The following is a 12,547-nucleotide window of genomic DNA, read 5'->3' on the forward strand; positions in this document are numbered from 1 at the left end:
TCAAGAACCGCAAAAAGACCTAAGAACCCAAGACCACTCCCCACAATTCCTTTACCGTCCGCCGCTCCAGCGCAAACTCCGTCTGCGGCACGCGCGCCTTGTCGGCGCCCTGCAGGCGCAGCGCGTGCTGGCGCCGGCGGAAGACCCGGTAGGCGTTCGCCGCCTCGGCCGCCAGCGTCCCGGGGATCAGGCCGGCGCGCGCCGCCAGGCCCAGCAGGGCGATGTTGCCCAGGTTGTCCAGCAGTTCGGGGTGGGCGCCGGCCTGGCTCAGCACCAGGAACTGGGTGATGAACTCGATGTCCACCATGCCGCCCCGGTCGTGCTTCAGGTCGAAGTCGCCGCTGCGGTTGGGGTGCCCCTGGGAAATCTTGTCGCGCATGGCCAGGACCTCGCGGCGCAGGGCCTCGGGGTCGCGCGGCAGCAGCAGGATGCGCCGGCGGATGTCCTCGAAGCGGGCGCCGATGGCGGCGTCGCCCGCCACGAAGCGCGCCCGGGTCAGGGCCTGGTGTTCCCAGGGCCAGGCCTGCGTCAGCTGGTAGTGCTCGAAGGCGTCGATGGGCAGGGCCAGCAGCCCGGCGTCGCCGTCCGGGCGCAGGCGCAGGTCGATCTCGTAGAGCCGGCCCGACGAGGTCAGGGTGGACAGCCAGGACGCCACCCGGCGCCCCAGCTTGGCGTAGCGCTCGCCGGCCTCCTGGTCCGGGTCGTCGTAGAGGAAGACCAGGTCCAGGTCCGAGGCGTAGCCGATTTCCTTGCCGCCCAGCTTGCCGTAGGCAATGATGGCGAAGCGCGGCTCGCCCGGGTCGGCGCGGCGTTCGCGCGGCAGCACCTGGGGCCAGACCCGGCGGATGGCCTCGGCCAGCATCAGGTCGGCCAGGGCCGACAGATGGTCGGCCAGCCCCTCGACGCTGATGACGTTCTCCAGATCCTGGGCCAGCAGCTGGAAGGTGATCTGGTGCTGCACGTCGCGCATCAGGTTCATCTGCTGCTCCACGTCGGGCTGGCCGTCGGGCAGCAGGCAGGCGTCCAGGTCGCTGCGCAGCTGTTCGGCCAGGGCGGGGAAGTCGGGCGCCTGCATCAGGCTGCGCCATTCGATCAGGCTGTCGAGCAGCAGGGGATAGCGGGTCAGGTATTCCGAGGCCCAGGGGCTGGCCTGGACGATGCGCGCCACGCGGGCCAGGGTTTCCGGGTATTCGGCGAGCAGCGCCAGGTAGGCGCTGCGCTGGGCGATGTGCTCCACCAGGTTCAGCAGCCGCTGCAGCGCGACGAGCGGATCGTCGGTGCGCGCCGCCGCCCGGGTCAGGCCCGGCAGCAGGGCGTGCAGGCGCTGCAGGCTGGCGCGCGGCAGGCTGCGGATCCGGTGGCTGTCGAGCAGGGCGTCGATGCGCGCCTGCATGGCGTCGGCCAGGCTGTCCGGCAGCGCCGCCTCCGGCGGCTCGGCCTGCGGGGCTTCGGGCTCCTGCGCATCGCCGCCCATGCCGGCGATGCGGAAGGCGTCGCGGAAGCACTGCGAGACGCAGGCGCGGTGCCGGTCCAGCTCGGCCAGGAAGCCGGCCGCATCCGTGCAGCCCATGGCCCGGGCCAGGGCCGCCATGCCCTCGTCCGTGCGCGGCAGCAGGTGGGTCTGCTCGTCCTCGCGGTATTGCAGCATGTGCTCGACCCGCCGCAGGTGGACGTAGGCGGCCTCCAGGCCGGCGGCCTGGGCCTCGTCCAGGATGCCGGCGCGGCGCTGCTTGTGCAGGGCCGCCAGCAGGTTGCGCTGCTGCAGGGAGGGCTGGCGGCCGCCCCGGATCAGCTGGTTGAGCTGGACGACGAACTCGATCTCGCGGATGCCGCCTTCGCCCAGCTTGATGTTGTGGCGCGTGTCCAGGCCCTTGCGCGCCTGGGCGCGGCGCTGCCAGTCCATGCGGATGCGCTCGCGCAGGCCGCGCAGGGCCGAGAGCGCGTCGAAATCGAAGTACTTGCGGTACACGAAGGGCCGCCGCAGGGATTCGACGTCGCGCGCCTGGGCGGCGAAGGCCGCCTCGTCGAACAGCGGGCAGGGGATCAGGCGGGCCTTGAGCCAGGCGTAGCGTTCCCATTCGCGCCCCTGGACCACCAGGTAGTTCTCCAGCGCCGCCAGGCTCCAGGCGAGCGGCCCGCCGTCGCCGTCCGGGCGCAGGCGCAGGTCGGTGCGAAAGACGATGCCGTCGGCGTCGGGCTCCGACAGGATCGGCATCATCAGCCGGCAGACCTTGCCGTAGAACTCGTGGTTGCTGATGCGCCGCCGGCCGTCGGTCTCGCCGTCGGCGTCGTAGAGCATGATCAGGTCGATGTCCGAGGAGACGTTCAGCTCCTTGCCGCCCAGCTTGCCCATGCCCAGGATCAGCATGTCCTGCGGCGCGCCGGTGTCGGCATGGCGGGGCGTGCCGTGCGTCTCCATCAGCGTGTGCATGGCGCAGGCGTAGGCCTCGCCCACCGCCAGGTCGGCGAGCTGCGACATGGCCGCCACGACCTCGTGCAGGGGCGCCAGCCCGGCGACGTCGCGCACCGTCAGCGTGGCGAAGACCCGGGCGCGCAGCCGCCGCAGGGCGCGCCGCAGGTCCGCCTGGGGAATCGGCCGGGTGGCGCCGGGGCCGAGCAGCTCCGCGTACCAGTCGGTGAGGGTCTTGCGGGTGACGGGCTGGGCGGCGTCGGCCGCCAGGCGCGATTCCTGCTCCGGGTGGGCCGTGAGATGGCGCCGCAGGGCGCCGGACCATTGCAGGGCGGGCTTGAATATAATGGTCTCGGACATGGGGACGGCCTGCGGTGGGCGGGACCGGCTCGGCGCGGCGGCGGCCGCGTGGCGGGTTCCGGAGGTTTCCAAAGGGTTCCTAACATACTGCAAAAGGTGGCATGCGCCAATCCATTTCACGCCGTGGCTCCTCCTGGGGCCGCCGGCTCCTGGCGGTCGCCGTCGGCCTGTATTTCTGCCTCGGGATCGCGCTGCTGGCCTTGCGCTATGCCGTGCTGCCGCAGATCGACGCCTGGCGTCCCCGCATCGACGCGCGGCTGTCCCAGGCGCTGGGCATCCAGGTCGAACTGGGCCCCATCCAGGTCCGCTGGCATGGCTGGAAACCCGAATTCGACGTGCGCGGCACGCGCCTGCGGGCCGCCGACGGCCGCGACCTGCTGACCCTGCCCGAGGCGCGCGTCCGGCTGGACTGGCGGGCCGCCCTGCCGGGCCGCCGCGGGCTGCTGGACCTGCGGGTGCGCGGCATGGACCTGACGCTGGACCGGCTGCCGGACGGGCGCCTCAGCCTGCTGGGCCAGACCCTGGATCTCGGGGGGACGCAGGACCTCGGCGGCGCGCCCGCCCTGGGATGGCTGCTGGCCCAGCCCCGCATCGCCTTTCTCGACACGACCCTGCGCTGGGTGGACCAGGCGCGCGCGGCGCCCGAACTGCGCCTGGAAGGCGTCGAGGCCGTGCTGGCCCGCGAAGCCGGGGGCGCGCTCGGCGTGTCCCTGAGCGCCCGGGTGCCGGACGCGGCCGACGCCCGGCTGGACCTGCGCGCGCAACTGGCCGATCCCGACGGGCTGGCGCACGGCCGCCTGCCCTCGGACTGGCAGGCCTGGCTGCGGGTCGGGCCGGTCCGGTCGCGGGCCTGGCGTCCCTGGGTGGAGCTGCCGGACGCCCTGTTGCAGGGCGGCGTGCAGGCGCAGGCCTGGGTCCAGACGCGGCGCGGGCGGCCCCGCCTGACCTTGCTGCTGGGGGCCGATGCCGTGCGCTGGGCGGCGGACTCGGGCCTGTCGCTGGACATGCCCCGGGCCGGAATCTGGGCCGCCGGCGCGCTGGACCAGTGGCAGGCCCTGGGCCAGGGCGAGCCGATGCCCGACGGCCTGGATTTCCAGGTGCGCTCCCAGGGCGCGCGCGGCACCGTGCCGGCCCTGTTCGCCCAGCCCCTGTCCCTGGGCTTCCTGGAGATCCGGGGCCGGCTGCGCCATGCCGACGCCTGGACCCTGAACCTGGAAGAGCTGGCCTGGCGCAATCCCGACATCGCCCTGCGGGGCGCGGGGACCTGGCGGTCGGGCGGACCCGCCGGCCAGGTCGATTTCCAGGGCACGATCGCCCGCGCCCGCCTGGACGCGGTCCACCGCTACCTGCCGCTCGAGGTCAGCCCGGAGGCCCGCGAGTGGCTGGCGGGCGGCCTGCACGCGGGCGAGGTCGTGGACGCCCGCTGGCGGCTGCAGGGCGACCTGACGGAATTCCCCTTCGGCCTGCAGCCGCAGGCGGGCGATTTCCGCCTGCAGGGAAACTTCCGCGGCGCGCGCATCGAGTTCGTGCCCGGGGCGCCGCAGAAGGAGGCCTGGCCGCTGCTGGAAGACGTGGCGGGCACGCTGGACCTGCATCGCACCGACTTGCGGCTGACGGCCTCCACCGCGCGGATGCGCCCCGACTCCGGCCACGAGATCGCCCTGTGGGGGGTGAAGGCCCGGATTCCGGACCTGGAGCACGACTCCACCCTGCAGGTCTCGGGCCGGACCGCCGCCTCCGGCGAGGCCTACATGGCGCTGATCCGCCACTCGCCGCTGGCCGCGCTGCTGGACGGCGTGTTCGACGAGGCGAGCGCCGGGGGCGATTGGGAAGTGCCCCTGTCCCTGACCATCCCCCTGCTGCACGGCGAGGACACCCAGGTCCAGGGGCGCGTGGACCTGCGCCAGGCGAGCCTGCAGTTCCTGCCGCACGCGCCGGCCTTCCAGGCCATCGACGGGCAGCTGCATTTCAGCGAGCAGGGCGTGCGCATCGCCCGGCCCCTGGCCGCGCGGCTGCTGGGCGGGGACGTGAAGATCGGCGGCAGCCTGGGCGGGCCGCAGGACACCGGTCTGGACCTGCAGGGCCGCATCGGCGCCCGGGCGCTGGCGGACTACGTGGGCGTGCCGGGGATGCGGCGGCTCGAAGGCGCGCTGGACTATCGGGCCACCCTGCGCAGGCGGGGGCACGAGACGGCCTTCGTCCTGGAGTCCGACACCCGCGGCCTGGCGCTGGATTTTCCCGCGCCGCTGGCCAAGCCGGCCGAGCAGGCCCGGACGCTGCGCATCCAGTGGTCGGACGCCGACTCCCGCTCGGACCGGCTGACGGCGCAGTACGGCGAGGCGTTGCGCCTGGACCTGCGGCACGAGCGCAAGACCCGCGGCGGGCCCTATTTCCAGGGCGCGTCCGTCGGGGTGGGGCGCGCCGCCGACGCCGACGAGGACGGCCTGCGGGTCGAGGTCGCCTATCCGCTGTTCGACCTGGACCTGTGGAACCGCATCGTGGACGAGTTTTCCATCCCCCGGCGCGGCGGGGCTGGAACCGGGGCTGGAGCCGGGACCGGGGCCGGGGCCGGGGGCGACAACGGCGCGCGGCGCAAGGCCGGCCGGCCGCTGTGGCCCGACCTGACCCTGCTGAGCATCCAGGCCGACCAGCTGCGGCTGCTGGGCACGCGCCTGGACCAGGCCGTGCTGCGGGTGGTGCGTTCGCCCGAGGAGCAGTGGTCGATGAACCTGCGCTCGGAGCAGAGCAGCGGCACCCTCAAGTGGCAGGAGCGCGACGGCCGCGTGCTGGGGCGCATGTCGGCGCGCTTCGCCCGCCTGAGCCTGGGCGACGACGCGAACGACGCCGGCTCCCTGCTGCCCGAGGCCGGGTCCGACGAGGACGCCTCGTTCGACGACGACCTGGAGATTCCGGGCATCGTGCTGCAGGCCGACGAGCTGCGCCTGTACGGGCACTCGATGGGCGCCCTGTCCCTGGAAGGCGTGCGCGACGGCGCCCATCACGTCTGGCAGCTGAACAACCTGCGCCTGGGCGACGACGATGCCCGCCTGCGCGGGTCGGGCATCTGGCGCCTGCGCGGAGCGGACCGCGGGCTGGAACTGAACGCCTCGGTCCAGGCGCGCAGCCTGGGCGCCTGGATGGACCGGGCCGGCTGGAAGGACGTGATGTCGGGCGGCGAGGGCACGCTCAAGGGGCGGTTCCAGTGGCGCAACCTGCCCTGGACGCGCGAAAAGGCGGACCTGAGCGGCAGCCTGCGGATCGAGCTGGACAAGGGGCGCTTCCAGAAGATCGGCTCGCACACGGCCAAGCTGCTGGAGTTCCTGTCCCTGCAGTCCATCACCCGGCTCACGAAGCTGGACCGCGGACTGGCCGGCCTGCCGCAGGACGGCTTTCCCTTCGACCAGCTGCGCAGCGCGCTGGAGCTGGACCGGGGCAAGGTGAAGATCAGCGACTACAAGGTGATCGGGCCGGTGGGCACCATCCTGCTCGAAGGCAGCACCGACATCCTGCACGAGACCCTGGACATGCAGGCCGTCATCGTGCCCAACCTGGACGTCAGCGGCGCGGCCCTGGCCGCCGGCATCGCGGTCAATCCGCTGGTCGGCCTGGGCGCCTTCGTCACGCAATGGCTGCTGAAGGCGCCGCTGGCCAAGAGCATGACGGCGCGCTACCGGGTGACGGGGACCTGGGACGAGCCCAAGGTCACGGAGATCCCCACCGAGGCGGGCGTCCAGGACGCCGGCGGCGGCTGAACGGCCGGCGCGGCGCGCGCTCAGTGCAGCTGCAGGGTCTTCAGGTGCAGGCTGGTCTCGGTGGCCGAAATGCCCTTGATCAGCCGGATGTGCTCCAGCGCCTCGGAGAGCTGGGCGATGTTGGTGACGCGGAGTTCCGCCAGCAGGTCCCAGCGGCCGTTGGTGTCGTGCAGCGCCCAGACCGCCGGCTCGCCCGAGAGGGCATGGATGATGCGCGAGGCCTCGTGGCCCTCGATGGCGATGCTCATCCACGCGACGATTTCCTGCGGCTGCGAATCGGGCCGCACCCGCACGGTATAGCCCAGGATGACGTGGTCGCGCTCCATGCGGGCGATGCGGTTGCAGATGGTGCCGCGCGAGACGCCCAGCTTCTTGGCCAGCGTGGCGACCGAGATGCGCGCGTCGCCGCGCAGGTAGGACAGGATCTGGTGATCGAGGGAATCCATGGCAGGCCTCGTTGCGATCGCCGTGATGGTCATGGCCATTGCGATCGTTTTGATGGAATTGTCAGCACAAATATAAAAACTGTTCAAAATACTATCATTTATTGTAGAAAATTGACGCTATGAATTGGCCTCCCCATCGAGAATAATGAGTTCAGCCCCACCGGGAGCGCCCCGGCCAGGCTTCCGGTCCCGCCGGCCCCCGCGGCCCGCGGCGCATCGGCAGCCGGTCCGGCGCGGCGCTCCGGCGGCGGGCACGGACACGATAATCAGACAAGGAGACCCCATCATGGCATTGATGCTGACGACGACCGACGTATCCACGCTGGTCGGCCGCCTGACCGTCCGCAAGGCGCTGGACCTGCTGTCCCGCTACATCCAGGACGATTTCGTGCGCTGGGAATCGTTTGAAAAGACGGCCCGCGTGGCCAGCCACTCGGCGGTCGGCGTGATCGAGCTCATGCCCACGGCCGACGCGGACCGCTATGCCTTCAAGTTCGTCAACGGCCATCCGTACAACCCCGTCCAGGGCCTGCCCACCGTGATGGCCTTCGGCGCCCTGGCCGAGGTCGGCACCGGCCTGCCGCTGCTGCTGAGCGAACTGACGCTGACGACCGCCCTGCGCACGGCCGCCACCTCGGTCGTGGCCGCCCGCGTGCTGGCGCGCCGCGACGCCCGCGTCATGGCGCTGATCGGCAACGGCGCCCAGAGCGAATTCCAGGCGCTGGCGTTCCATCATCTGCTGGGCATCGACGTCCTCAGGGTCTACGACGTCGATCCCGAGGCCACCCGCAAGCTGGTGCGCAACCTGGCCGGCGTTCCGGGCCTGGAGGTCCGGCCGGTGCGCAGCGCCCGCGAGGCCGTGGCCGGGGCGGACATCATCACGACCGCCACGGCCGACAAGACCAATGCCCTGATCCTGACGCCCGACATGGTCGGCCCGGGCGTGCACGTCAATGCCGTGGGCGGCGACTGCCCGGGCAAGACCGAACTGCACGCCGACATCCTGACGCGCGCCACGACCTTCGTGGAATTCGAGCCCCAGTCCCGGATCGAGGGCGAGATCCAGCAGATGCCCGCCGATTACCCCGTGGTCCCGCTTTGGGAAGTCCTGGCGGGGCGGCGCCCCGGGCGGCGTTCGGGCGACGAGATCACCGTGTTCGATTCCGTGGGCTTCGCGCTGGAGGATTTCTCCGCCTTGCGCTTCCTGTGGGACCAGGCGCGTGCGCTCGGGATCGGCCGCGCCTTCGAGCTGGTCCCGGAAGCCGGGGACCCGAAGGACCTGTTCGGCGCCATGCGGCGCCTGGACGCCGGCCCGGCGCCGCGGGGCGCCGAAGCGCGGGCGGACGAGGCGGCGCTGGCATGCCCGCACGAAGCCTGAACGCTCGCGGAGTCTCATGATGACGGAAAAAGTGGCGGCCCTGATCGGCGTGCCGACCGATGTCGGGGCGGGCGTGCGCGGCGCGTCCATGGGACCGGAGGCCCTGCGCGTGGCCGGCCTGGCGCGCGCCCTTGCCCGGCAGGGGCTGCGCGTGGAGGACACCGGCAACCTGGGCGGCCCTTTCAATCCCTGGCAGCCGCCGCTCGACGGCTACCGGCATCTGCCCGAGGTGCTGCAGTGGAACCGCGCCGTGTTCGATGCCGTGACGGCGCAGCTGCAGGCGGGCCGCATGCCCGTGATGCTGGGCGGCGATCACTGCCTGGGCGTGGGCTCGGTGGGCGCGGTGGCGCGCCACTGCCGCCGCGCGGGGCGTCCCCTGCGGGTGTTCTGGCTGGACGCCCATACGGATTTCAACACGGCGCGCCTGACGCCCAGCGGAAACGTGCACGGCATGCCGGTCGCCTGCCTGTGCGGCTTCGGGCCGGACGCGCTCGTGAACCTGGGCGGCGCGGGCCCCGCGCTGCGGACCCGCGACCTGCGCATGATCGGCATCCGCAGCGTGGACCGCGAGGAGCGCCTGTTCGTCCACGAGCAGGGTCTGGACGTCTACGACATGCGCATGATCGACGAGATCGGGATGCGGGCGGTGATGCAGGCGGCGCTGGCGGACCTGCCGCGGGACGCCCACGTCCACGTCAGCTTCGACGTGGATTTCCTCGACCCGTCCTACGCGCCCGGCGTGGGCACCACGGTGCAGGGCGGCCCCACCTGGCGCGAGGCCCAGCTGTGCATGGAGATGCTGGCCGACACCGGCCAGGTCGCCTCGCTGGACATCGTCGAGCTGAATCCGGCGCTGGACGTGCGCAACGGCACCGCCGAGGCGGCGGTGCAGATGGTCGAAAGCCTGTTCGGCAAGAGCACCCTGGTGCGGGAGAAGCCGCCGACATCCTGATCCCGCCCGCGGGGCGCACGGCCGCCCCGCGGGCCTTCTTCCATGCCTTTTCATCCCCTTCCATAAAAAAGACAGGAGACATACCCATGAAGAACCTGAAGACGCTGGCCGCGGCGCTGATGCTGGCCTGTGGCCTGGGGGCCGGCGGCCCGGCGCAGGCCGAAACCCTGCGCGTCGGCCTGGAGGCCGCCTATCCGCCCTTCAGCGCGCCCAGCGCCAAGGGCGGCTACGTCGGCTTCGACATCGACATCGCCAACGCCCTGTGCAGGCAGATGCAGGTCGAATGCCAGTTCGTCGCGCAGGACTGGGACGGCATCATCCCGGCCCTGATGGCGCGCAAGTTCGACGCCATCATCTCGTCCATGGCGGTCACGAAGGAGCGCGCCGAGCAGGTCGATTTCACCGGCCGCTACTACCGCACCTCGATGTCGGTGGCCGTGCCGCGCGATGCCGAGGCCGGCAGCCTGGATGCGGCGGCCTTCAAGGGCAAGGTGGTCGGGGCCCAGTCCTCCAGCACCCCCGGCATGTACGCCGAGGACGTCTACGGCAAGGCCGGCGCCGAAGTGCGCCTGTACCCGACGGCCGACGAGGCGGGCAGCGACCTGGCCAGCGGCCGCCTGGACGCGCTGGTGCACGACAAGTATCCCCTGATCGAATGGATGCGCAAGCGCAGCCATGACTGCTGCAGGCTGCTGGGCGATCTGCCGGGCACCATGGACGACATCGCCATCGCGGTGCGCAAGGGCGACGACGCCCTGCGCACCCGCCTGGACGAGGCCATCCTGGCGATCCGCGCCGACGGCTCCTATCAGCGGATCTCGCAGCGCTACTTCGGCCTCGACATCTACTGACCCCCCGGCAGGCGGCGCGCGCCGCCTTTTGCATGATCCACACGGAGCGGCCCGGCCAGGGCCGATGCTTCCATGCTCGATTTATTGCAATTGCTGTCCTGGGGCGAGAGCGGATGGGGCGACGCCCTGCTGGCCGGCACCCTGGTCACGATCCTGCTGGCGCTGTGCTGCGTGCCCTTCGGCTTCCCGCTGGGCCTGCTGGTGGCGCTGGGCAGCCAGTCGCGGCATGCCGCCGCGCGCCTGTCGGCCACGGTGTTCTCGACCGTGTTCCGCGGCCTGCCCGAACTGCTGACGCTGTTCCTGGTGTACTACGGCAGCCAGATCGCAGCCGAAAGGCTGATGCGCCATTTCGGCTACGAGGGCGGCATCGTCGTCAACGCCTTCGTCGCCGGCGTGGTGGCCTTCAGCCTGGTGCTGGCCGCCTTTTCCAGCGAGGTCTGGCTGGGCGCCTTCAAGGCCATTCCGGCGGGCCAGGGCGAGGCGGCGCGGGCGCTGGGCCTGTCGCGCTGGACCACGCTGCGGCGGGTGACGTTTCCCCAGCTGATGCGGGTGGCCTTGCCGGGCCTGACCAACAACTGGCTCACCCTGCTGAAGGACACTTCGCTGGTCTCGACCATCTCGCTGGCGGACATCATGCGCCAGACCAGCCAGGCCGTCACGGCGACGCGCGAGCCCGTGCTGTTCTACAGCGCGGCCTGCGTGCTCTACCTGATCCTCTCGGCGGCCTCGGGCCTGCTCTTCTCCCGCGCCGAGCACCACTTCTCGCGCCACCTGCACAGGGCCTGACCGCCATGGAATCCGTCACGAGCCTCCTGCCCCGTCTCCTCGATCCCGCCCTGCTGGAAACCTACGGCGCGCGCATGCTCGGGGGTTTCTGGATCACGCTCAAGCTGGTGGCGCTGTCCTTCGCGCTGGGGTGGCTGCTGGGCTGGCTGCTGGTGCTGGGGCGGCTGTCGCGCCATCGCCTGGTCCGCGGACTGAGTCGCGGCTACGTCTATTTCTTCCGCGGTTCGCCGCTGCTCGCGCAACTGTTCCTGCTGTACTACGGCATGAGCGCCTTTCGCGGCTTCTGGCAGGCGATCGACCTGTGGTGGTTCTTCCGCGATCCCTGGTGGTGCGCGCTGCTGGCCTTCAGCCTGAACACGGCGGCCTATCAGGCCGAGATCTTCCGCGGCAGCCTGCTGGCCATTCCCGCGGGGCAGAAGGAAGCCTGCCGGGCGCTCGGCCTGGGGCCCGCGCAGTCCTTCCTGCGCGTGATCCTGCCGCAGTCCATGCGCATCGCCATCGGGCCGCTGGGCAACGAAATGATCCTGCTGGTCAAGGCCAGCGCGATCGCCTCCCTGGTCACCGTCTACGACGTGATGGGCGTCACCAAGCTGGCCTATTCCAGGACCTTCGATTTCGAGATCTATCTCTGGGCCGCGGCGCTGTACCTGCTCATCGTCGAGGTGTTGCGGCGCACGCTGCGGATCATGGAGGGACGCCTGTCCCGCCACCTGGGCCGCTGAGCCCGACTACGGACCGAATCGCCATGAATGCTCCCCTCCAGCACCGCTATCTGCAACATCCCCGGGCCGAGGACGCGCCCGCCGTCATCGACACCCTCCCGGCCGAGGACGCCCCCGCCGTCATCGACATCCGGGGCCTGAACAAATGGTACGGCGACTACCACGCCCTGCGGGACATCGACCTGCGCGTCCGCCAGGGCGACCGGGTCGTCCTGTGCGGGCCCTCGGGCTCGGGCAAGTCCTCGCTGATCCGCTGCATCAACCGGCTGGAAGAAGCCCAGTACGGCCGCATCGAGGTCCTGGGCGCCGACCTCATGGGGGCCGCGTCCCAGGCGGCGCCGGTCCTGCGGGACGTCGGCATGGTGTTCCAGCACTTCAATCTGTTCCCCCACCTGACGGTGATGGACAACTGCACCCTGGCACCCCTGTCGGTGCGCGGACTGCGGCGCCGGGAGGCGCAGGAGCGCGCCTGCCATTTCCTGGACAAGGTCGGCATGCGGGCGCACCTGCACAAGTACCCGGCCCAGCTTTCCGGCGGCCAGCAGCAGCGCGTGGCGATCGCCCGCGCGCTGTGCATGGAGCCGAAGATCATCCTGTTCGACGAGCCCACGGCCGCCCTCGATCCCGAGATGGTGAAGGAGGTGCTGGACGTGATGGTGCAGCTGGCCGACAGCGGCGTGACGATGCTGTGCGTGACGCACGAGATGGGCTTCGCGCGCCAGGTGGCCGGCCGGGTGCTGTTCCTGGACGAGGGCCGCATCGTCGAGGACGGCGATCCGGCCGCGTTCTTCACCCGCCCGCGCAGCGATCGGGCGCGGGCCTTCCTGCGGCAGATCCTGGCGTGAGGGCCCGCGCCATGAAAAAAGCTCCCGAAGGAGCTTTTTTCATGG

The 12,547-nt window shown here is 71.4% G+C and carries 9 protein-coding genes; 7 read left to right on the forward strand and 2 right to left on the reverse strand.

Features of this window, described 5'->3' with window-relative positions:
- Positions 1–19: 19 nt before the first annotated feature.
- Complete coding sequence (gene glnE, locus BN940_RS07755; protein ID WP_043681795.1) at positions 20–2,770, reverse strand: bifunctional [glutamate--ammonia ligase]-adenylyl-L-tyrosine phosphorylase/[glutamate--ammonia-ligase] adenylyltransferase; 2,751 nt, start codon at positions 2,768–2,770, stop codon at positions 20–22.
- 101 nt (positions 2,771–2,871) lie between these two features.
- Here glnE and BN940_RS07760 point away from each other — a divergent pair, with 101 nt between their 5' ends.
- Positions 2,872–6,522: a YhdP family protein gene (locus BN940_RS07760; RefSeq protein ID WP_043681798.1), complete on the forward strand. Its 3,651-nt coding sequence runs from the start codon at positions 2,872–2,874 to the stop codon at positions 6,520–6,522.
- 20 nt (positions 6,523–6,542) lie between these two features.
- Here the strand turns inward: BN940_RS07760 and BN940_RS07765 are convergent, their stop codons facing one another.
- Positions 6,543–6,968, reverse strand: a complete 426-nt coding sequence (locus tag BN940_RS07765) for an Lrp/AsnC family transcriptional regulator (RefSeq protein ID WP_043681802.1) — start codon at positions 6,966–6,968, stop codon at positions 6,543–6,545.
- 286 nt (positions 6,969–7,254) lie between these two features.
- Here BN940_RS07765 and BN940_RS07770 point away from each other — a divergent pair, with 286 nt between their 5' ends.
- From BN940_RS07770 to BN940_RS07795, 6 genes are all read left to right on the forward strand, one after another.
- Positions 7,255–8,346, forward strand: coding sequence for an ornithine cyclodeaminase (locus BN940_RS07770; protein ID WP_043681805.1), 1,092 nt, complete (start codon positions 7,255–7,257; stop codon positions 8,344–8,346).
- 16 nt (positions 8,347–8,362) lie between these two features.
- Positions 8,363–9,298, forward strand: coding sequence for an arginase (rocF, locus tag BN940_RS07775; RefSeq protein ID WP_420864851.1), 936 nt, complete (start codon positions 8,363–8,365; stop codon positions 9,296–9,298).
- A gap of 86 nt (positions 9,299–9,384) precedes the next feature.
- A complete protein-coding gene (locus BN940_RS07780) occupies positions 9,385–10,149 on the forward strand; it encodes a transporter substrate-binding domain-containing protein (RefSeq protein ID WP_043681808.1) in 765 nt (254 codons plus the stop codon).
- Between the two features lie 72 nt (positions 10,150–10,221).
- Complete coding sequence (locus BN940_RS07785; protein ID WP_043681811.1) at positions 10,222–10,935, forward strand: ABC transporter permease; 714 nt, start codon at positions 10,222–10,224, stop codon at positions 10,933–10,935.
- Between the two features lie 5 nt (positions 10,936–10,940).
- Positions 10,941–11,657 carry an ABC transporter permease gene (locus BN940_RS07790; protein ID WP_043681814.1) on the forward strand — a complete coding sequence of 239 codons (717 nt, stop codon included), beginning with the start codon at positions 10,941–10,943 and terminating at the stop codon, positions 11,655–11,657.
- Between the two features lie 23 nt (positions 11,658–11,680).
- Positions 11,681–12,502: an amino acid ABC transporter ATP-binding protein gene (locus BN940_RS07795; RefSeq protein WP_084330576.1), complete on the forward strand. Its 822-nt coding sequence runs from the start codon at positions 11,681–11,683 to the stop codon at positions 12,500–12,502.
- The last annotated feature ends 45 nt before the right edge of the window (positions 12,503–12,547 follow it).

Origin of the sequence: Castellaniella defragrans 65Phen, assembly GCF_000612685.1 — a bacterium.
Classification (GTDB): Bacteria; Pseudomonadota; Gammaproteobacteria; order Burkholderiales; family Burkholderiaceae_B; genus Castellaniella; species Castellaniella defragrans.

Excerpts from the sequence above, each read along its gene's own strand:
- BN940_RS07795 (WP_084330576.1), top strand. The coding sequence starts at position 11,681 with ATGAATGCTCCCCTCCAGCACCGCTATCTGCAACATCCCCGGGCCGAG.
- BN940_RS07785 (WP_043681811.1), top strand. The coding sequence starts at position 10,222 with ATGCTCGATTTATTGCAATTGCTGTCCTGGGGCGAGAGCGGATGGGGC.
- BN940_RS07780 (WP_043681808.1), top strand. The coding sequence starts at position 9,385 with ATGAAGAACCTGAAGACGCTGGCCGCGGCGCTGATGCTGGCCTGTGGC.
- BN940_RS07770 (WP_043681805.1), top strand. The coding sequence starts at position 7,255 with ATGGCATTGATGCTGACGACGACCGACGTATCCACGCTGGTCGGCCGC.
- BN940_RS07790 (WP_043681814.1), top strand. The coding sequence starts at position 10,941 with ATGGAATCCGTCACGAGCCTCCTGCCCCGTCTCCTCGATCCCGCCCTG.
- rocF (WP_420864851.1), top strand. The coding sequence starts at position 8,363 with ATGATGACGGAAAAAGTGGCGGCCCTGATCGGCGTGCCGACCGATGTC.
- glnE (WP_043681795.1), bottom strand. The coding sequence starts at position 2,770 with ATGTCCGAGACCATTATATTCAAGCCCGCCCTGCAATGGTCCGGCGCC.
- BN940_RS07760 (WP_043681798.1), top strand. The coding sequence starts at position 2,872 with ATGCGCCAATCCATTTCACGCCGTGGCTCCTCCTGGGGCCGCCGGCTC.
- BN940_RS07765 (WP_043681802.1), bottom strand. The coding sequence starts at position 6,968 with ATGGATTCCCTCGATCACCAGATCCTGTCCTACCTGCGCGGCGACGCG.